The organism is Bradyrhizobium sp. DOA1 (assembly GCF_001593325.1).
Lineage (GTDB): Bacteria > Pseudomonadota > Alphaproteobacteria > Rhizobiales > Xanthobacteraceae > Bradyrhizobium.
Map to the genome: position 1 here is coordinate 5946871 of NZ_JXJM01000001.1, position 19125 is coordinate 5965995.

Sequence of the window (19125 nt, forward strand, 5' to 3'; positions counted from 1 at the left end):
GCGCGCATTGCGGCATGACGAGCCTGCAATTGTGCGCCTCGCGCTGATTTGCGATAAGGCGGCGTGAAACAGATCGTCGCCTCCCTGCCGTCCGAATGGCCGACACGTGCCAGTATCATGAGCACGGTGGAAACGCTCGTCATCGGCACCGCGGGTGGGCTCGTATTCCTGTTCGCCGGCCTTCCCGGCGGGCTGATCTCGGGCTCGATGATCGCGGTCGCGATCGCCGCGATCGCCGGCCGTCAGTTGACGCTGCCGCTGATCCTGACCCAGACCGTGCTGGTGCTGCTCGGCATCTCGCTGGGCTCGGTCGTCTCGCGCCATCTGCTCCAGCAGGTCAGCGCCTATCCCGTCACCATCGGCCTGCTCGCGCTCGCGACCTTCTGCTCGACCTTCGGCTCGAGCTATTACCTCCAGCGCATCCATGGCTGGGACCGCACCTCGGCCTTCCTCGCCGGCAGCCCGGGCGCGCTGTCACAGATCACGATTTTGGCGGTCGAGCGCGGGGCCAACCTGCCGGGCATCGCGGTGGTGCAGACCCTGCGTGTCATCATCCTCACCGCGGCGCTGCCGATGGTGCTGGCGATTGCAGGGGTCGCGCCATCTGTCGCGCCGTCGCTGACGACGACGATCGCCTCGCCGCTCGACCTGGTGGAGCTGGCCGTAGCCTCGCTGGCCGTGGCGCTGGTCCTGCGGCTGATCAGATTTCCGGCGAGCTGGATGTTCGGCGCGATGATCGCCTCCAGCGCGCTGCATGGCGCAGGCTGGGTCGAGGGCGGCCTGCCGGACTGGATGCGCGGCATGGCGCTGGTCGGCATCGGCGCCCTGATCGGCAGCCGCTTTGCGCGGATGCGGATCAAGACCCTCGCAGGCCATATCAATGCAGCGCTGGGCTCGTTTACGGTAGCCATCGCCGTCTCCGCCATCTTCGTCGGCATCGTCGCGCTAACGACGCAGGTGAAATTCTCCGACGTCGTTGTCGCCTTCGCGCCGGGCGCGATGGACGCCATGCTGGCGCTGGCCCTGACGCTGCACATCGACCCGATCTTCGTCGGCGCCCACCATTTGTCGCGCTTCGTCTTCGTGACGATCGCAACGCCCGGCATCGTGCACCTGTTCGGGCGCACGCAGGACGACGTGGATGATTGAGCGTTAGCGCTGCGCCGTCCGCACGAATCCCCAGGCCGCGATCGCGGCCATCAGCAGCGAGATCAGCACGTTGTAGCCGGCGAGCGACAGGCCGAGGAAACGCCACTGCACCTCGTCGCAGCGGACCACCTTCACGGTGTCGAGCCGCGAGAACAGATCGCCGGCATTGCCGAGATTGACGACGGGACCGGAGCAATCGGTCGGCCCCTTCCAAAATCCCCATTCGACGCCGGAGTGATAGGCGCCGAGACCGGCATTGGCGAGCGTCGCCAACGCGAGGATCGCCAGCCCAGCCAGCAGCAACGGTCGCGGCGCGCCGGCTCTTGCCGCGAGGCCGGTCAAGAGGCCGAGCGGGATCGCGAGATAATAGGCGTAACGCTGCTCCAGGCAGAGCGGACAGGGCAAGATCTCCAGCACGAGCTGGAAGAACCAGGCGCCCGCGATCGTGGCCGCGGCAATCAAGGTGACGAGCAGCGAGGCGGTCAGCGCCGGACCGGGGCCGGCCGGCTTGAATGCTGGTATCGCGGCACTCTGGATCGTCACGGCAGCCTCTCTCCGATCAGTAGCACCTCTTAGCTAACTCCGCCCCATGCGGCTGTCGAGAACGGCCGGCATCACTTTGGCGCGGGTTGACCCCGTCCTGTCCATGGCTATAGTCCGCCGGCTTCGCGACGCCCTCCTCCGAGCGGCCGACCGAGGGCCCCTGTGGCGGAACTGGTAGACGCGCTCGACTCAAAATCGAGTTCCGCAAGGAGTGCTGGTTCGATTCCGGCCAGGGGCACCAGCTCTCTTTTCATCGCTTGATCTCTTTGCCTTTTTTGGTCGTTTTGTCCCGCTGGGACTCAACTGTCCCGGACAACGGGACAATTCCGTTCATCTTTAGTGCTGCCGCGATGCGACTTCCGGCTTCGTGAGCCAGCTTCTTTTGGTTGGCACCGCGCGTGTATGTCGATACCTGCCGCCGGCTGCGCCATCCAAACAGCGCCATCAACTGTTCGTCGCTTGCGCCTAGATCGGCTGCGATTGTCGCGCCGGCCTTGCGCAGGCCATGCGCACTGCAATGAGGGAGACCGGCTTCGTCGCAGCGATCGCGAAACCAATTGCCGATGCCGGCGTCGCTGAAGGGCTTCCCAAACGCGGTGACCAGATAAGTAAGATGGCCGATCTCGCTCGCATCGATCACCGCTTGGAGCGGCGGCAGAACGGGAATGGATCCACTCTCGCCATTCTTCCCGCGCCGCAAGCGCATCGATCCATCCTTCACATGCTGCGGTCCCATCTTGATCACGTCGCCGCGCCGCTGCCCGGTGAACAGTAGCAACGCCAACGCCAGGACGGCTTTCGATCCCAAGCCGTGATGCTCTACAAAGCGCGCGACTTCATCAATGGTCCAGATATGGAAGCCATCCGTTTTGATCGCGTTGTACTTCACAAGCTTAGCGGGGTTCGCCTCGAGCTCGTCGACGCTGACTAGGTAGTCGAGCACGGCACGCATGCTCTTGAGAAACTCGTTTGCCGCAGCTGGAGTTTTCGCCCGGCGATCCATTCCCTTCTGAATGGTGCCTTTTGTAATGTCCCTGACAAGTTCTTGCCCGGCAGTTTCGGCGATCTTGTTCAGGATCAGGCGGCGTGACCTCTTACGGCTTTCGCCCAAAGCTTCGTACTTGGAGCAGGTGTAGTAACCGAGAATGGCGCGGCCGAGAGAATGAGGAGCAAAGTTTGTTGGCACGGGCCTGCTAACCACTGCCTTGTCGCCCCCTATCGCGCGGCGATAGGCTTCCATGAACTCTTCTGAGCCGGGCTCCCCGTAGATGCGCACTTTCGGCTGACCAGGCAAACGCACGTAGTAGCGTGTGATGTTCTCGCTCGTATCTACCGTCAACCTGCGCAGCTTAATCTGCGTCACAGAACGATTTCCTTATCCGTGTTCGGGCTTTCGTCATCAGAAGCTTCCTTCGCGATCGGCTCGAAGGAAGTGGAGCCGTCAGGCAAAATTCTGGTGCGGACTTTGATGCCTTCATTGCGGTATGCGCGGAGGACCCGTGCGATGTCCGCTTGACTGATGATTGCTGCGCGGCGAGACATCAGAACACGCCCTCCCGAGCCCAAACAGGCAGTCCCAAAGCGACCCGCACCCTCATATCAATCCGATTTATGTTCACAACGATGTTGCTGCTGGCCGAAGGGGCCATCGAAAGCGTCGGCAGCAGCCTCCAGCTTGTCTCCGCAGTGGCATTAACCAGGCTGCACAAGTGAGAGCCGGCAACTATTAGAACGGTGTAATTTTTCTCGAATAGTTCACCGGCACGCCGCGTCTGCATATCGTTCTCTTGGTCCGTAAACTCAGCTGCCATCCATGCTGCGTCGCTTGGCCCGATCCCGAAATTGTTCAACTCAGCCACGATTGCGAGCTGCATCACGCGTCGCAGGGTAAAACGGAATGAAGTTCGCTCCCCAATCTGAACACGCTCATTCGGCGCGATGAAAACGGCCGGCTCTTTCCGGCTGATCCAGTTCTTGAGGGTTGCGGCATCAATGCCCGCGGCCTCGCACGCAAGATCGGAAGGAAACTGAGGGAAGTTAACGTCGTCTGAGTATGCCATGGGCAATGGTGTCGCATAACACCAGATTGGTATCAAGTCACACCGAGGCTTTTTTTGGGGATACCCGCCGGCCGGTGATAAGCCGGCGGGCTTGTGCGTCAGTGAGCCCGGCGCCGGGCCTCCCGCCTAACCGCCGCTACTAATTCGGCAGGCGCGGTCCGCATTGGCCAGCGGATGCCGTCGCCGTCAACCGTCTCGACATCCAGCAACTCGCCCTCGATGTAGACCCAGCGGAAGCGCCGGCCGTCGCGGGAGAGCGTTTCGCCGGCCCACATGTCCCGTTCAGAGCTGAGAACCATCGAAGTCGTGATCATCAGGGTCATGCTGTCACGCCTTCGTCGTGACATTCGAGGTCGCGGTGCCCGCCCCAAACACCGTCGATAGTCCAGCCTAATCTAATGACCATTCATCGTCCTGGTCTTCCTCGAGCTCGTCCCAGTCGCAGGGCTGGTCGTCGACCTGCTCTTCCAGCTCAGTGGCGACGTAGGCGTCGGAGGCGTCCAAAAACGCAATCAGCCTGTCGATCTCGGCGGAGGCCTCCTCCCTGAGCTGGGAGAGCGTCTTGAGGGCTTTTCGGCGCCTCCGCTGCTGCCGAGCCAGGCCGGTGGGGAAGGACGCACCAGCGGGCCGCGCTGACGCAACTGTGCTACTCTCAGAATCAACCTGAGCCATGAATTACCTCATAGTTTGGGCCAGGCCTGTCGCAGGTGTTACAGCACTCGCGGCGGGCCGCTTGTTTTTCAAGCCAAATTAGCGTAGTACAAGTATTATGGCGCAGTCAACGAAAAACGTAGTACGTAAACGTCCCGGTCGTCCTGCCACCGGCCAAGACCCTGTGACTGCTATCCGGCTACCGCCCCAGTTGCGTGAGAGCGTTGACGCTTGGGCGGCAAGACAACCTGACGCGCCCCGCCGCTCGGAAGCCATCCGCCGCCTTGTGGAGCTAGGGCTGAAGGCAAAGGCAAAGTAATGGAGACCGAGGCGGAGCGAATTGCGCGACAGAATGCAGAGCGTGAGGACGAGCTCAGGCGCGTTCCCCTGCAGACAATCGACAAAAGCCGATGGCCTAAGGAGGTTAGACCAATCGCTTGGAAGGAAACTGACGGGCTCGGCATCGATAATGACGGCCGTCTCTACTGGAATGGGAAACCCGTCGAAATCATCGGTCGACGGCTTGACCTAACTTGGGGGCAATTCTGGATTGCGCTGGTAGTCGCAATCTTCACTGTTATAGGCGGGGTTGGGGCCGCAGCTCAGGGGTGGGCGGCCTACCACGACTGGGCTTGCCGAAACAAGCAAGCCGCGCTGATGGCATGCCCCACGCCTGAGAAGTCATCCCCCGGCTTGTAGAGCTTGGGCTGAAGGCGGAACGCCAAATGAGCCAAGAGGGTTGAGTAAAACGCCTCGATGGCACTTTCGCTGGCCCACAAGCCACGGTAGGTTTGCTCAGATATCCACCACCTGGGAGGGGCAGATGGCGGTTGAAGATCTCGTCGACGACTTTTGGCGCGATGCCTTGCGCTCCAAGGTCGGCGGCCCTGAAGGCCAGGCGAAGTGGAATGCGTTCATTAACGGGCTCAAAGACCGCGTAGCCAATTTCCCCCAAGAAGCTCAAGACGAGGTGTTCATGCGAGCGGCCAAGCACAACGCCGCCCGTATTGCGCTCGCCCGAAAGAGCCTCGATGCACTGAGGGTAGAGCTTGGTCTCCCAGCCGAGAACATTCCGCTGGTGGAGGCTGCTGCAGACACCCTGGTCCGGGCGACCGTTTGGCATGGGGTAGGCGCGCTTTTTCGATGGATCCGGTGAGTTGGATACGCTTTACGAGATAGCTAAGGCGATCGGCGCAATATCTGGCTTGCTGGCCATCACCATTTTGCTTTGGGACCGTTACGTTAAACATTTCCCCGTGGCTGTGATCGTAGCTCGGCCGCTCATGCCGGGCAGCCGCCAGATAGTCCCGTTCCTACTCGTTAAGAACTCTAGTGATCGACCCATTCTGGTCTCATGGAAAGATGGTGATCGCAGCAAGATGCGCGTTGCCAAGGGGCAGTCCGTGGAGGGTGTACTGCAAACGATGTTTGATGGTGAAACCACCATTTCGTTGGGCGCAAGTGGAGAGGCCGTACTGCCAGTCTTCAGGCCCGGCAACTACGATTGCATAGATCCTGAAAACCAAATGGAGCTTCGTCTCCATTGGAAATTCGCGCAACCTCGCATATGGAAAACCGACCGTTCGATCGTGGTGTCGATCAAAAAACGCGACCTCGATCGACTTCTCGGGGGCTACCTGGAGCAGGGAGATGAATGATAGCGCGCCCCCCGCGTGGCAGATCGCTCTGATTGACCGCGCCACTTATTGCCGCGGCCGGATTATCACAAGCTTCGCACAGTGCGAGTTTCTGCTGGCTGACCTTGCCGAAAAGGTTGATGGCCGTTTTATCTACCTTCTCAGGGACCGAGTTAAGGCCGCGAAAGCGCTGACTGAAAAATCCGGGCCGTTCAACCAATACGCTGCCGATCTCGTGCCCATGGCCGAGAAGCTGCTTGAATGGGATGATGTCAGAAATTTTTTGGTCCACGGCTTTGTGATGCTCACGACGGACAAGGCCATGAACCACATGTTCGAGTACCGCCGCTATAACCGAGTTTCGAAAGAAGAGTATGAGCTGCGGCAGTGGTTCGTAAGCATCGAGGACCTTGAACGCGCAAAAGACCACATTAACGCGCTCGCGATCGTCATGGTGGACACCATGAAACGCATTTACGTAGATCAGAACTTGGAGAAGGAAGTCCAGGAACTTTTCTAGTTACCAACCCGAAAACATTGTAGCGATCTGAATGCCCGTCCCCTCAATCTTTAACCGGCAAGAAAGGAGCTTCGAATGAAGTTGGAAATTCCAGGGGTCGCAATGGCTTTCGACGAAGTGGCGGTCGGAGGATTTTTCAGGTTCGATCGCAAGAAGCCAGAGTTTGGTATCTGCGTGACAGACGGCACCAAGCGAGCCGCCATCATCCTGTCGACACCGGAGAGGCCAAACGGCCACATGCCATGGCTTGCAATCGGTGGGCTGCCTAACGATGCAGTTGTGTCATTCCCCAACGCAATTCTAAGAGCGAACCACGCTGATATCAGCGACGACACGGCCACATATGGTCATCTCCTAAGTGCAGCCGGTAGCATTTACATGCGGGTGCGAGACTCGATGGGCGGATACCGCACGTTTAATCTCGCGACCGGCCAATTGGAGCAACTACCAACAGCGCAGATGATGATGGCTTACTCAAAATGGACTGCGGGAATTATTGTCGACGAACGGTTCGAACCTCTTTTTTCGTTTCCAGCCGCAGAACACGCATGATGTCCTTGCCGTCAGATTTGACACCACTCTTGCACGACGACGCTACCAGGGACAGGGAGGCGGTTGTCCCCACCACCCGGTGCGAACCGCGCGCATTTCCACAATACAAGTCTCGAGCTGCCCAGACCGGCTGAAATTGTACAGCAGCCCATAGCTTTCACCCGTGACCGAAACATAGCGATCTTGTGGATTAAGTTTCAGTCTGTCCGGTCGCACGGTGAAGCCGCTGTGCGCCAACATCTGAACAAGCTCTGCTACTGAAACATCGGTTTCCTTGAGAACCGGATACGTACCTTTCTGGCTGCGATAATCCTCCAGAACGCCCATCAACGCTAGCTCACGCACTGGCGTCGCGAAGGCGTTCGGCTTGAACCACCAAACGTAAGCGAACCAGCCGGCGAGGATTGCGACGCCTACAGCCATTATTTTCAGAAGCTCTCGCATCGCCTACTCTATCATTGACCACGGCAGCAATTCTAGGGCTCCGAGCTACGGCACTTCGTAGGTCAGCGTTCCGACCACAGTATAACCACTGGCCCAGAACGTCGTCGCATCAGCCTGGAGCAATCTGGCGCGATCGACGGCGGAACTGATCATCACCATGCTTCCTGATCTGCCTGTCACCGCTTGCTCATAAGCCGTGCCGACATAGGTCGAAGCCCTGCCGTTGATCGGTAGGGTTGCTGTGATGGACCCTGTCGCCGTGCCCTTGTCTGTAATCACGATCGTGACTTCCACGATCACAGTTTTGCCGATCCTCTTCCACCGGCCGCTCGCTGACACAGTCGTCGGAGTGCCGCCTTGGGAAGTAATTGTCGGTGTGTACGTCGCCCAAGCGGTTGCGATGTCGATGCTGTCCACCTGCACGGAGTTTCCGTTGGCGGTGTTAATGGTCTTATTGCGCAGTGAGACCGCAGAATTGTCAAAGGCGCCCGTGATCCCTGTATCGCTAGGGTTGATGACGGAAGTACCAATTCCGCTATCGACGAAGGCGGTAAGTAGTTGGCAGTTCTCGAAACGAGTGCCATTGGCTGTCGCGACGACCGTTGTGGTCTGAAGCATACAGTTAGTGAAGACATTTCGATTCCCGGCGATGTATTGACCGCCGGGGGTCTGAGCGCCCGCGCAACTGATAAATCGATTGTCGTCACCCAGAATGCTAAAATCGGCCGCGCCGACGGTGATCAAACCGTTCGCCTCGTTGTGAAGGTTGATGAACGTGTTGCGGTTGCAGCCCGGACCGATGTAGAGACCTGTCGACAGGTTGGATTCGAATGTGCCTCCAAGGATCAAGTTACCGTTTGAGTTTGTGAACTGAACGGCTGGCTGAGCATTCGACCCGCACTGCTCGACTGTTGGCCGAATGAACGTGGACGCATAGCACATATCCATCCGGATCCCGATGTCCGGCTTAACTGCGAAGACGACACCATCATTGCCTTGGCGAATATCAATGTCGAAAAGCGATTCGACGCATGCACCCTGGCCAGCTCCTGAGTTCGCGCCATAAACGATATACTGCGCATCACGGCCCGAGATCTTCATCTCGGACCAATGCCAGTTATTGACGTAAACCAACCCTGTCGTTCCGCCGGCCGGGTTGCCGTGCAGGCGGATCCGGTTCGGACCGCCGAACACATTTGCAAAGACGCCCTCGGTTAGCGATCCCGTTGCCAGCCCATTGAAGGAATGTGCAACCCCCGTCCCGGTATGCTTGAAAATCACATTCGCGCCGGTTGCGATCACCCGAAATCGCGGATACGCCCACTGGATGGTCGAGGCGTGGCAATAGGTGCCGTCACTGATCGCAAGTGTCAGATCGTTGGCGACGCAATAGTCGATCGCGGCGACGATCGCCGCATAGTCGTTTGTGACGCCGTCGCCGGCCGCTCCAAATGACCGGAGATCGCGGACTTGGGGATCAATCCCGAGTTCGACCGTCCTAAAGAGATCTCGAATATCAGCCTTATCAGGACGGTGCGTGCCCGAGGAAGGAACGCCATCTATCGCCCATTCGCGGAAAACCTGCGCTGCAATCGCCGTGATAGCACCCATCTTTTGAAACCTTTCATCAGTGAATTTTTCGGACCATCCGGGCCTCGTGGGCTGCGGTTAGGTCACAGATCGCGCCATAATCAGTCTTCGGCAGCGCGGCCGCCCAGGCCTTTTCTCCCGCGCGACGTTCATCAGCAGCGGCCTGGTACTTCTCACGCCTTTCTGCCCGCTTCCGGGGGCTCCGTCGGCCATGCTTCAGGGCGTTGAAGTTCCCGGGTTGACCGCCTCGCTTCCTTTTCTCTTGAAGCATTCGTTTGTACCCCACCCTCAAAACTTGCAGCATTGCGCGTGAGACTTGGGCGCCGGTCGCCGCCTGGAATCCGCTGAACTTTCAACGGCCCCCAGGGGGCCTTTAGGCGGCCAAAGCGGTGTCAAAATCCCCGTAGACCAGAGCGTTGGGGTTCTTGACACCAAATGCCAAACGCTCTTCCGCGAGGACAGTGACGAGGTTTTTGATGAAGTCGTCTTCATTCTCAGTCGCGATTTCGACGCGCGCTTCCCACCGATCGTAGATGGTGGCTGCGACCCGGAACTGCGAAACCAAGAACTTCCGCGCAGTCATTGCCGGCGTGGCAACTAGCGGAAGGCCGAAGATGACCGGCGTAACGTCGACGTTCGGCGGTCCGAAGATGTAGTCACCTTGGGAATTCTTCATCAGGCGCATTGACCACCAATCAGATGGATTGACGATCGCGGCATCCGGTTCAAAGAACGCATTCGACACCTGGAGCGCAGCTAAGCCGATCACGTCCGCCATGTTCAGGTCCCCGATGGTGACAGGGGCGGCATATGCTGTCGCCTGCGGAATCATCCCGTAGAGGTTCTGGCCAGTGCCGTCGCCCGTCAGCAACTGCTGCTCTTCCTTCAAGCCGAGGCCGTCCAAGAGCTCGGTGTTGATCAGCCCTTGCAGTTGCGGTGCATCCGAGAGGATCTGGCGCGACGCTTTCATCCAGTGCGCAATGACCCGGGGCGTTGCGGTCTTCATTTCGAGCTGCATATCGGAGGCCGGCTTGGCCGCGCCTTCCGCAACCATGGCCGCGCCTTCCGTTCGGCCCTTCATGCTGGGCCACTCGACAAGGCCGGTGGTGATATTCACTTTGGGCAAGAGACTGCGAACGCGTAGGCGGCGCCGCGGCGTGATCACAGGGGCATCGCGATATGCTTGCCCACCGGCCGCGCCAACGGATCCCGCGGCATCAGCAGTGGAGCTGGTAAGCGTCGCCTTGATCTTGAGGTCAACGCGGCCGTGACGGGGCGCATCGGCAAGCCAAGCTTTGACTTTTTGGTCACTGACGAACATTTCCCCCGGCGTCTTCTCCGCTGCGGGGCCATCTCCACCATTCGTCCTGCCCTCGAGGACACGCTGTTCCACGCTGGCGAGCCGTTCAGAAATAGCCGAGATGGACTTGCCGGCCGCTTCCATAGCCTCGATGGTGGTGTTGTGCTGCTTGCCGAGCATTTCGGCGAGCTCTTCCGACGTGATCTGCTTGGTCATTTGAAAAGCTCCTTCAGCTTCTTCATCTCGACCGTGGATTGCTTCACCAGGTCGGCGAGGGGTTGATAGTCAGGCTCGGTAGTCTCGGTTTGGGTGATCGCCGGCCACGCTTTGCGGGCCACGAACTCGGCCTCGCGGCGGGATACCCCGACGCTCTGCAGGAAGTCGGCGAACTTGCCGAGGTCGGCAAAATCTTTGAGGACGATCCGCGCGCTTTCGTTCGCCGGGACGGCGACGACACTGACCTCGAGCAGCTTGATTTCGGTGAGATAGGTGGTTTTGCCCACCCGCGTGGCGCCGCCTTCAGGCACCAGATAGCCGATTGAAAGTCCGCTCAGATCACCCTTGCGCACCAGCGCGAGCGCCTCGCGCCCCTTCTCCACGTCGGTATTGATCGCACCGCGGACATACAGCCCGATGCTGTCTTCGCGCAGTTCGGACCAGCTGCCGATAACCTCGTCCTGGTTGTGCGCCCACAGCATGGGAAGCGGCCGCCCCGCCGTCTTGAGCGCGTCCAGCGACTTGCGGTAGGCTCCTGCCGCGACGACGTCGTCAACAAGATCGCGCTCCCCGAAAACGCTGGCGTAGCCTTCAATTTCCGAGCCATTGCCCGCAAACTTGAAGCTCGCTGCCGGAAGATATCTGGATTTCATCGTCATCGATCACCGCGCGCAATTGCGAGTCCCCGCAGGGACGTTTCAGCTTCGCATTGAGCCGCATTCGCGGTGTCGGTGGCCACATTCGTGGATGACGACGAATCCCGAATATGCCTGGTTGCCGAATCCGTCAATGGCGCACGCCAGAACGCTGTGCGTTCTCCCCGGTAACCTGTGCAAAAGCTCCCGCGCCGATCTTCTCCGCGATCATGTGCAAGTTGCGCGCAGTGATCTCGGAGCCGTCGACAGCAACCATCTGCGCCACGCCGTAGGTCACCAGGCGGTCGACGATCATGCCGAGCGGCGCGCCGGCCGCTTCCATGCCCTCGGCCGCAACCTCGACCATCTTGTCGCAAAAGCTTTTCATCTCGGTATCGCTCATTGTCCTGTTTCCCTTTGAAAAAAGTGCCTGTGGCACAGCGCTAACTTGAAAAACTGCGATGCCCCCCTCTTGGTTTTTGATTTCGTTGCGTATGGAGGTTGAGCGCCGGTCGCTGGAGCGAGGCCGCTGAACATCTCGCATGCCCCCCGCAGGGGTTTCACGTGAAAGAGCCGCACTCATGCTGCCGCACCCGCAAGCTGAGCGGTCACGAAACGAACGGCCTTGATGCTGGGCACCAGCGCTGAGCAGCAAGCCAGAGCGTCGAGCTCGAAATCCTGCCGAACGCGATCTGTGATGAACTTGGTCGGCAGCTCAATTGTCAGCGTTTCACCGACAACGTCGACGACGCTGGCCCTGCCGAACCAGCTGCGCGCCACATCAGGGCCTAGCCTGCGCTCCAGCGACGCGCCGAGCGAGCCGAGCGCTTCAGCGATCGCCGCCTCGCGCACGCGCGTAGGGATTAAACAAGGGATTAAACAAGGGATATTGTGCGAATGGCGGTTCGCCTTTTCGGTTCTAGCCGTTCGCCTTTTGAGTGCTGGCCGTTCGCCTTTTCCGCGCGCAAAAGGCGAAGCTACGTTCGCCCTTTCATTATCTAAAGGCGCACCTGAGTTCGCCTTTTCTTCTTCAAAAGGCGAAGCCACGTTCGCCTTTTCAAGTAGCAGACGGTGGGCGTTGACGTGCCCTTTGCCAGGCGTGAACTCGATCTCGATATGGCCCAGGGACCGGAGGCGATCGGCAGCAAGTTGGATTGCGCGCCGGGTTACTCCCAATGCCTCGGCCGCGGTGGCCTGCTTAAAGATTGCCTTCCCGGTCGCTCTGTCGGTGGTGCTGGCGATGTAATAGGCGAGCCTGAAATCGAGATGCGTCGCGCGCTTGTCTCGCATGATCTGGTCAAGGCACCAGAGCTTTCGAGCGGTGTGCTGATCCTTCACGGCCGCACCTCTACGCCGAGGAAGGCCGCCAGGACCGCAGCAGCAGCCTCCGCATGCGCCCGATCCGTGAAGCGCTGAGGTGAAAGCCAGCGCACCCCAGCGCCGCCCGCAGCGTTGTAGGACGGGCTGTAGGACTCACTCCCGTCCGCCGGGTCTCGGCAAACAACAACGGAAACTTTCCCGCCGGCTGCCTTCGCTGCGATCTGATGAGCCAGGAGGGTCATCGCGTCGCTCTCGAATGGACGACCTCAACGTTTTCCAAGGACCGCAAGGCTACGTTGGCAGGCGGGACAGGCGCTGAAAAATCCCTTTTCCGTTCAATAGAGCATCGGCGGGACAATCTCAGGAATAAGCCGTTGAATTTTCCGAATTGATCGAGCCCGGCCAGGGGCACCAGCCTTCGCTGCTTCGCAGCTACGGCTTGGCAAGCCAAGCGCCACTCCATCTGGGCGAAGCGGCGAAGGCTGTCGCGCCGGAGCCTTGGCGAAGGCGGACTGGTTCAACAACACCCGCTCCCCCTCCCCTAGCCATCCCCACATCCCCGCTGTATGAACCGGTAGCTTCTTCCATCATCCGAAGGAGCTCACATGAACGACCTGCACCATTGGCTTTCGCAGCAGCATCACGGCCTGCGGACCTTCCGGACATTCCAGCAAAAGCTCGAGACGCTCGGCCGGGACGATCCCGCCCAGCGCGGTCTGTGCTGCCTGCTCAGCGGTCTCGTCGGCGATTATGTCGAGGCGTTCGACGAGGCGCCGCTGCCGGTCGAGATCGCCGACGGCGCCCATCGGCGCCTGCTGGCGCTGGTTGGCAGCCTCGATCTCTATGGCGACGCCGCAAGGCGGCTCGCCGACATCAATCGCGTCGCGAGTTGCAGGTTGTGGCGCTGATCGGCGGGACGCGCGCGCTGAAAGCAGACGTTGTCCGCTGTGTTCAAGCTGCCGCCGATCCGAGCGCTGCCGCGAGCACATCGGCCAGGCCGCGCCCGGCGCTGCCGTCTTCATCCAGGCGCGGATTGTAGATGGTGATCTCGAGGCCGACGGCCTTGCCACTCGCCAGGGCAGCCCAAAGCGCGGTCGACAACTCGTCCCACGACAATCCGCCGGGCACGCGAAAGTCGACGGCCGGCATGATGGCGTCGTCGAGACAGTCGGCATCGACATGGATGAAGAAGCCGTCCAGTTCGGCGCGCGTCAGGTGATCGACCGCTTCGCGTGCAGCGGCCTCGATGCCCATCGCGCGCACAGCGGGGAGGTCAAGCGCCTTGAGTTCGTCGGGAATCGGCTGGCTTCCGTACTCCTCCTGATCCCCGTGATCGCGATAGGCGAACGCGACAACGTCTTCAGGGCGGACCAGGGGGCCGCAGCCTTCGATGTCGGTCAGGAGCGGCGGACCAAAGCCGGAGACGAAGGCAAGGTCCATCGAAGCACCCTCACCATTGGGCTCCGCCTCGGGCTGGAAGAAATCGGCGTTGCCATCGATGAAGAACAGGCCGTAGCGGCCGCGCCGCCGAAACGCGAGCATCGAACCCAGCAGGATCGTGCAATCGCCGCCCAGCACCACCGGAAACTCGCCCGCGTCGAGCACGGCTTCCACTGCGTCGGCGAGCTTGGGCGACCAGGCCGCAATGGCCCTGGCATTCAACGTGCCGGTCTCGGGATCGGGCGTCGGATCCTTCGGGGGCGCCAGCAGCCGCCCGGCACGGCGCGCACCGATGCGCTCCGCAAGACCAAGGTTCAGGAGTTGCTCGGGCAAGCGCTCCACGCCGTCGGTCGCAAGACCCAGCGTGGAAGGCGCTTCGATGATTGCATAGGGAATGGTCGGCATGGCCGCCTCCCGTTCGCGGCTATTTGGCCGAGTAGGTCACCGCCTCGATCTTGTGACCGTCGGGATCGCGGACGAACGCCCCGTAGTAATTGGGGTCGTAATTCGGCCGCAGCCCTGGCGCGCCGTCATCGCTGCCACCATGCTCTAATGCTGCTGCGTGAAAACGATCGACCATCGAACGGTTCTCGACGGCAAAGGCGATATGGCTGCCATTGCCCACGGTCGCGGGTTGTCCATCAATGGGAACCTGAATGCTGAAGTGAAACGTGCCGCTTCCGTAGCCCAGTCCGCCCTCGTCCTCGGCCATCGGCAGAATACCGACGATGGGCAAGACGGCATCGTAGAAGCGCTTCGCGCGTTGAACATCATTCGTCCCGACCGAGACGTGGTGGATCACGACGACCTCCCGTTCCGATGTTGTTTCGTAACGGGCGCTCGCGGTCGTTGTTCCCTCGGATCCGGCCGCCGCCCAGCCACCGCGGAGATGCAGATGCCGGGAACGCCACGCCAAAGTGGCGCTTTACCTACAAAGGAGCCGAGGCATGGACACACGCGTCAGACATCGCAGGGTTCAGGTCGGACCGGTGGACACGTTCTACCGGGAAGCAGGACCAGAAGACGCACCCGTCGTTCTCCTGCCGCACGGCTACCCCTGTTCATCCTACGAATTCCGCAATCTGATGCCGAGACTGGCCGACAAATGGCGGCTGATTGCGCCTGACTATCCCGCCTTCGGCTATAGCGGGACGCCTGATGACTTCGAATATAGCTTCGACGGCTATGCCGAGTGGCTCGACCAGTTCGTGACGCAGCTGAAGATCGAGCGCTTCGTGATCTATCTTCATGATTTCGGCTCACCGATCGGAGCAAGGCTCGCGATCATGCGTCCCGAGCGGGTGGTGGCCCAGATCATTCAGAACGGCGACATACCTTACGAAGATGCGCTTGGCCCGAAATACGCCGACATCGAGAAGACCTGGTCGCTGCCCGACCGACAGATGCGTGCTGCGATGAGGGACGCTGTCACCGAAGACAATTTCCGCGACGAGTTCCTGAACGACGTGCGTGCGGATTTGGCTGGCCTCATCGCGCCGGACCTTTGGCAATTGCACTGGTCGCTGATGACCGAGCGGCGGAAGGATGCCATCGCCGACGTTCTGTTCGACCTCAAGGCTAACCGCCAATGGTTTCCCGAGCACCGCCGCTATCTCCGACAGCACAAGCCGCCGACATTGATCGTGTGGGGACCGCAAGATCACTACATGCCCGAAGCGTCGGCGCGCGCCTATCTCCGCGACCTGCCGGATGCCGAACTGCATCTCCTGGATGGCGGACATTGGCTGCTTGAAACCAACCTCGATGAGGTGGTTTCGCTGATGCGATCGTTTCTCGAACGGATCGAAGCCTGACGGACAACGACAGCCACGCCACTCGTCGCCGCACTCGCGGAAGCTTCCTTAGCCCCGCGGGGCGTTCGACTTCGCCCGGATATTCCCTATATCGTGCGGCAATGATTGTTGACGCAGCGGGACAGCTTCGATGGCCAGGAGACGCACGACGGATACGAATGCCGACGACCTGCCGCGTTATTTCGTCTGGGTCCGCGGCCTCGAAGGGCCCGAGCCGCAGAAATGGATGACGATGGATTTCGGCGTCGGCGACTGGAAGCGGCCGCTGGTGCTAGCCTATCTGGAGCTGCCGGTGGACGAACGACATTTGCCTCTATCGGCGCTGGCACGGCGCTATCCGCCGCCGCGGGCTGATCTTTCGTAGACGGCGCGCGTCGCCGCCCCCATGATTATGGGTGTCACGGCATCCGCGCTCCAGCTAGACTTGCCTCGCGCCGCGGGGGACACGCGGGTCGCGGGACGATGATCATGAGCGAACAGGGCGAGACGGGTGAGGCCATTACCATCCTCCTCGTCGAGGACGACGCGCCGACCTGCTGGCGGCTCCAGGATGCGCTGGTCAAGGCCGGCTACGAGGTGCGCAGCGCCGGCACGCTCGCGGAAGCCCGCGCCGCGCTCGGCGAGCGGGCGCCGCGCGTGCTGCTGACCGATCTCAGGCTTCCCGACGGCCACGGCGTCGAACTGATCCGCGAAACCCGCCAGCGCTTTCCCGAGACCGAGATCATGGTGATCTCCGCGCTCGGCGACGAGGAAAGCGTGATCTCGGCGATCACCGTCGGCGCCACCGGCTATCTGCTCAAGGACGCCTTCCCGACCGACATCGCCACCACGGTGCGCGACCTGGTTGCGGGCCATTCGCCGATCTCGGCCTCGATCGCCCGTTTCATCGTGCGCAGAACACAAGGTGCCGCGCAGAATTCGGCGGAGCCGGCGCCGGGCCCCGTGCTCAACACGGCCAGACTGACCCCGCGGGAGATCGACATTCTCTGGGGCATCGCAAAGGGCTTCAGCTATGCCGAGATCGCGAGCCATCTCGGCCTGTCCAGGCAGACCGTGCCCGGCCACATCAAGAACATCTATCGCAAGCTCGAGGTGCACACCCGCAGCGAGGCGGTGTTCGAAGCCGTGCAGCAGGGCTTGATCAAGCTGTGAGCGAGATCGCGGTGAAGGCACCGAGGCGCACAAGGCGCCGGCTGATCGTGTCGCGCCTCGTGCCCTATCTGCTGCTCCAGGCCCTGATCGTGATCTGCACCATCCTCGGGCTCAGGCTGCTCCAGCCCAGCGACCCCGAAGACTTCGCCGTGAATGTGTTTTCGGCGCGCGAGGCCGGCGCGACGCGCGCAGTGACGCTGCCGCATTTCACCGCATCGCGCTATTCGCTGGCCGATCCGCCGCTCTACACCGGCACTTTCGCGTTCCGCGGCGAAGATGCGGGATCGGGATGGTCGGTGTACCTGCCGCGGTTCAGCAACGCCGTGGAGGTCGCCGTCAATGGCGTCGTGGTGCTGGATTCCCGGCGCGATGCCAACGCCAATCGGCCGGACCGCAACACGCCGCAGATCGCGGCGATTCCGTCCTCGCTGCTGCGCGACGGCAGCAACGAGATCACGGTGCGGCTGTTCGTATGGGGGCCGCTCAAGGGCTTTCTCGACACCGTCTATGTCGGCCCCGACAAGAGCCTGCGGCCGGCCTATGAGACGCGCACGCTACTGTTCGTCACGCTGCAGGTGGTGTTCTCTGCCTGGCAGGCGATCCTCGCCGTCATCCTCGCGATCATGTGGCTGATGCGGCGGCACGAGCCGGTTTACGGCGTGCTGGCGGTGGCCATGGTGCTCGGCGTCATCCAGGCATTCCTGCCGCCGCCGGTGCCGCCGGCAATGACGTCGCGGATCGCCGCCGTGCTGCTCGCCTCCGCGCCGATCGAGAGCGCACTGATCGTCGTTTTCGGCGTGCTGTTCTTCGGCTGGCGCTGGCCGCGCTATGCCACACTGGTGTTCGCGCCGGGGCTGATCATCTTCGGCGTGGGACTGATCGCAGGTCCGCCGATGCCGCGCATCCTGTTTCTGGTGCTCGGCATCCCGACCGTCGGTCTCTGCCTATTCCTGATGGCCTGCGTCACCGCGACGGCGGTGATCCGGCGGCAGGACGCGGCGAGCTTCACGATCGGCTGCGCGGTGACCATCGTTCTGACCTGCTGGGTCCACGACATGCTGTCGGTGTTCGACATCATGCCCAACGAGCGCATCTTCGTCTCACGCCTGTCCTATTCGGCCATGCTGGTGGCGATCGGCGCCGGGCTGACCTGGCGCTTTGCGCGCGCGCTGAACCAGGTCGACAGCTTTGCCGGCCAGCTCGTCGCACGCGTGCGCGAGGCCGAGGAGCGGCTGAAGGCGAGTTTTGTCCGCGAGGAGGAACGCGCCCGCGCCGCAGTGCTCGCCAACGAGCGCACGCGCCTAATGCGGGACCTGCATGACGGTCTCGGCGGCCAGCTCGTCAGCATCGTCGCGCTGTCCGAGCGCGGCCATGAGGGGGCGACCATCACGGACGCCGCCCGTGCCGCACTGAAGGACCTGCGGCTCGTCATCGACTCCATGGACGACATCGGCGGCGACCTCATGCTCGCGCTGGGCTCATGGCGCGAGCGCGCGACGGCGCAATTGCGGCCGCACGACATCGCGCTCGACTGGCGCGTGGCAACGCCGCAGGGCCTGCCGCTGCATCCCGAGCTGCGGCCCTGGCACGTCATCCAGATCGTGCGCATTCTCGACGAAGCCGTGACCAACGCGGTGAAGCACGCCGAGGCGCGTCACATCGCGGTCTGCATCGAGACACTCGACGATGGTCAGGGTCCCTGTGGCGTGATGAGCGTGACGGACGACGGCAAGGGGTTTGCGCTCGCCGGCAATGGCGCTACCGCCGGCCAGAGGGGCCTGCGCAACATGAGGAGCCGCGCCACACGTTGCGGGGCGGTGCTCGATCTCAGCTCGGATGGCTCGGGCACGCGCGTGCGGCTGCAATTGCCGCGGCGTTTCCCCGACAGCGATGCAGCTGCGGGCTAAAAACCCTCTCCCCGGACGTGTGGGGCGCACGGAGAGAGGGACGGGCCGGCGATTTGCCCTGCGGAGGACGGGGGTGTTCGTCCGCAGGTTGGCCCGAAGCAATGCAATCAAATCAACCGAACGATATCAGCGCACGCCGACGCGATTGACCGGGCCGCCACGATTCATTGGCGTACCGGCGCGCACGCCGACGCC

At 61.5% G+C, this 19125-nt stretch carries 24 protein-coding genes and 1 tRNA gene; 11 read left to right on the forward strand and 14 right to left on the reverse strand.

The window, feature by feature from the left end; all coding sequences use genetic code 11:
• Nucleotides 1-63 precede the first annotated feature (63 nt).
• The gene (locus tag SE91_RS27390; protein ID WP_061849853.1) at nucleotides 64-1149 is read left to right on the forward strand and encodes an AbrB family transcriptional regulator; all 1086 of its coding nucleotides are present in this window, start codon (nucleotides 64-66) and stop codon (nucleotides 1147-1149) included.
• A gap of 3 nt (nucleotides 1150-1152) precedes the next feature.
• Here SE91_RS27390 and SE91_RS27395 read toward each other — a convergent pair whose 3' ends face one another.
• Nucleotides 1153-1692, reverse strand: a complete 540-nt coding sequence (locus tag SE91_RS27395) for a disulfide bond formation protein B (protein WP_061849854.1) — start codon at nucleotides 1690-1692, stop codon at nucleotides 1153-1155.
• 156 nt (nucleotides 1693-1848) lie between these two features.
• Between SE91_RS27395 and SE91_RS27400 the strand changes: the two genes are divergently transcribed.
• A tRNA-Leu gene (locus SE91_RS27400) sits at nucleotides 1849-1933 on the forward strand.
• 9 nt (nucleotides 1934-1942) lie between these two features.
• On the opposite strand, the gene SE91_RS27405 is transcribed toward SE91_RS27400, so the two are convergent.
• The 5 genes from SE91_RS27405 to SE91_RS27425 form a co-directional block, all read right to left on the reverse strand.
• Complete coding sequence (locus SE91_RS27405; RefSeq protein WP_061849855.1) at nucleotides 1943-3055, reverse strand: tyrosine-type recombinase/integrase; 1113 nt, start codon at nucleotides 3053-3055, stop codon at nucleotides 1943-1945.
• Nucleotides 3052-3234: a hypothetical protein gene (locus tag SE91_RS27410; RefSeq protein WP_061849856.1), complete on the reverse strand. Its 183-nt coding sequence runs from the start codon at nucleotides 3232-3234 to the stop codon at nucleotides 3052-3054. Before SE91_RS27410 ends, SE91_RS27405 begins: the two co-directional genes overlap by 4 nt.
• Nucleotides 3234-3752 carry a hypothetical protein gene (locus tag SE91_RS27415; RefSeq protein ID WP_061849857.1) on the reverse strand — a complete coding sequence of 173 codons (519 nt, stop codon included), beginning with the start codon at nucleotides 3750-3752 and terminating at the stop codon, nucleotides 3234-3236. The genes SE91_RS27410 and SE91_RS27415 overlap by 1 nt, the downstream gene beginning before the upstream one ends.
• A gap of 98 nt (nucleotides 3753-3850) precedes the next feature.
• Nucleotides 3851-4075, reverse strand: a complete 225-nt coding sequence (locus SE91_RS27420; protein ID WP_061849858.1) for a hypothetical protein — start codon at nucleotides 4073-4075, stop codon at nucleotides 3851-3853.
• 67 nt (nucleotides 4076-4142) lie between these two features.
• Complete coding sequence (locus SE91_RS27425) at nucleotides 4143-4424, reverse strand: hypothetical protein (RefSeq protein WP_061849859.1); 282 nt, start codon at nucleotides 4422-4424, stop codon at nucleotides 4143-4145.
• An 802-nt stretch (nucleotides 4425-5226) separates the two neighbouring features.
• Here SE91_RS27425 and SE91_RS27435 point away from each other — a divergent pair.
• The 4 genes from SE91_RS27435 to SE91_RS27450 all read left to right on the forward strand — a co-directional run bounded on the left by SE91_RS27435 (nucleotide 5227) and on the right by SE91_RS27450 (nucleotide 7112).
• Nucleotides 5227-5559 (forward strand): hypothetical protein, encoded by a 333-nt coding sequence (locus SE91_RS27435; RefSeq protein ID WP_061849861.1) that lies wholly within the window; start codon nucleotides 5227-5229, stop codon nucleotides 5557-5559.
• A 1-nt stretch (nucleotide 5560) separates the two neighbouring features.
• Nucleotides 5561-6061 carry a hypothetical protein gene (locus tag SE91_RS27440; RefSeq protein ID WP_061849862.1) on the forward strand — a complete coding sequence of 167 codons (501 nt, stop codon included), beginning with the start codon at nucleotides 5561-5563 and terminating at the stop codon, nucleotides 6059-6061.
• Nucleotides 6054-6560 (forward strand): hypothetical protein, encoded by a 507-nt coding sequence (locus SE91_RS27445; protein WP_061849863.1) that lies wholly within the window; start codon nucleotides 6054-6056, stop codon nucleotides 6558-6560. Before SE91_RS27440 ends, SE91_RS27445 begins: the two co-directional genes overlap by 8 nt.
• 75 nt (nucleotides 6561-6635) lie before the next feature.
• Nucleotides 6636-7112 (forward strand): hypothetical protein, encoded by a 477-nt coding sequence (locus SE91_RS27450; RefSeq protein ID WP_061849864.1) that lies wholly within the window; start codon nucleotides 6636-6638, stop codon nucleotides 7110-7112.
• A gap of 42 nt (nucleotides 7113-7154) precedes the next feature.
• On the opposite strand, the gene SE91_RS27455 is transcribed toward SE91_RS27450, so the two are convergent.
• From SE91_RS27455 to SE91_RS27485, 6 genes are all read right to left on the reverse strand, one after another.
• Nucleotides 7155-7556 carry a hypothetical protein gene (locus SE91_RS27455; RefSeq protein WP_061849865.1) on the reverse strand — a complete coding sequence of 134 codons (402 nt, stop codon included), beginning with the start codon at nucleotides 7554-7556 and terminating at the stop codon, nucleotides 7155-7157.
• A 45-nt stretch (nucleotides 7557-7601) separates the two neighbouring features.
• A complete protein-coding gene (locus SE91_RS27460; RefSeq protein ID WP_061849866.1) occupies nucleotides 7602-9167 on the reverse strand; it encodes a hypothetical protein in 1566 nt (521 codons plus the stop codon).
• A gap of 352 nt (nucleotides 9168-9519) precedes the next feature.
• The gene (locus SE91_RS27470; protein ID WP_061849868.1) at nucleotides 9520-10662 is read right to left on the reverse strand and encodes a phage major capsid protein; all 1143 of its coding nucleotides are present in this window, start codon (nucleotides 10660-10662) and stop codon (nucleotides 9520-9522) included.
• Nucleotides 10659-11321, reverse strand: a complete 663-nt coding sequence (locus SE91_RS27475; protein ID WP_061849869.1) for an HK97 family phage prohead protease — start codon at nucleotides 11319-11321, stop codon at nucleotides 10659-10661. The genes SE91_RS27470 and SE91_RS27475 overlap by 4 nt, the downstream gene beginning before the upstream one ends.
• Nucleotides 11322-11448: 127 nt before the next feature.
• The gene (locus SE91_RS27480) at nucleotides 11449-11700 is read right to left on the reverse strand and encodes a hypothetical protein (protein WP_061849870.1); all 252 of its coding nucleotides are present in this window, start codon (nucleotides 11698-11700) and stop codon (nucleotides 11449-11451) included.
• 176 nt (nucleotides 11701-11876) lie between these two features.
• A complete protein-coding gene (locus SE91_RS27485) occupies nucleotides 11877-12635 on the reverse strand; it encodes a DnaA N-terminal domain-containing protein (protein ID WP_061849871.1) in 759 nt (252 codons plus the stop codon).
• Nucleotides 12636-13222: 587 nt separating this feature from the next.
• Here SE91_RS27485 and SE91_RS27495 point away from each other — a divergent pair.
• Nucleotides 13223-13525, forward strand: a complete 303-nt coding sequence (locus SE91_RS27495; protein WP_061849873.1) for a hypothetical protein — start codon at nucleotides 13223-13225, stop codon at nucleotides 13523-13525.
• Nucleotides 13526-13568: 43 nt separating this feature from the next.
• Here the strand turns inward: SE91_RS27495 and SE91_RS27500 are convergent, their stop codons facing one another.
• Both SE91_RS27500 and SE91_RS27505 read right to left on the reverse strand, forming a co-directional pair.
• On the reverse strand, nucleotides 13569-14462 hold the full coding sequence (locus tag SE91_RS27500; protein WP_061849874.1) for an arginase family protein: 894 nt from the start codon (nucleotides 14460-14462) through the stop codon (nucleotides 13569-13571).
• 19 nt (nucleotides 14463-14481) lie between these two features.
• Nucleotides 14482-14859, reverse strand: a complete 378-nt coding sequence (locus SE91_RS27505) for a VOC family protein (RefSeq protein ID WP_061849875.1) — start codon at nucleotides 14857-14859, stop codon at nucleotides 14482-14484.
• A gap of 145 nt (nucleotides 14860-15004) precedes the next feature.
• On the opposite strand from SE91_RS27505, the gene SE91_RS27510 reads away from it, so the two are divergent.
• The 4 genes from SE91_RS27510 to SE91_RS27525 all read left to right on the forward strand — a co-directional run bounded on the left by SE91_RS27510 (nucleotide 15005) and on the right by SE91_RS27525 (nucleotide 18930).
• Nucleotides 15005-15871, forward strand: coding sequence for an alpha/beta fold hydrolase (locus tag SE91_RS27510; protein ID WP_061849876.1), 867 nt, complete (start codon nucleotides 15005-15007; stop codon nucleotides 15869-15871).
• 130 nt (nucleotides 15872-16001) lie between these two features.
• Complete coding sequence (locus SE91_RS27515) at nucleotides 16002-16235, forward strand: hypothetical protein (protein ID WP_061849877.1); 234 nt, start codon at nucleotides 16002-16004, stop codon at nucleotides 16233-16235.
• Nucleotides 16236-16339: 104 nt separating this feature from the next.
• Nucleotides 16340-17023, forward strand: coding sequence for a response regulator transcription factor (locus SE91_RS27520; protein WP_060734729.1), 684 nt, complete (start codon nucleotides 16340-16342; stop codon nucleotides 17021-17023).
• Entirely contained in the window at nucleotides 17020-18930 is a 1911-nt protein-coding gene (locus SE91_RS27525; protein ID WP_061849878.1) for a sensor histidine kinase, read from the forward strand. The genes SE91_RS27520 and SE91_RS27525 overlap by 4 nt, the downstream gene beginning before the upstream one ends.
• Nucleotides 18931-19125 lie beyond the last annotated feature (195 nt).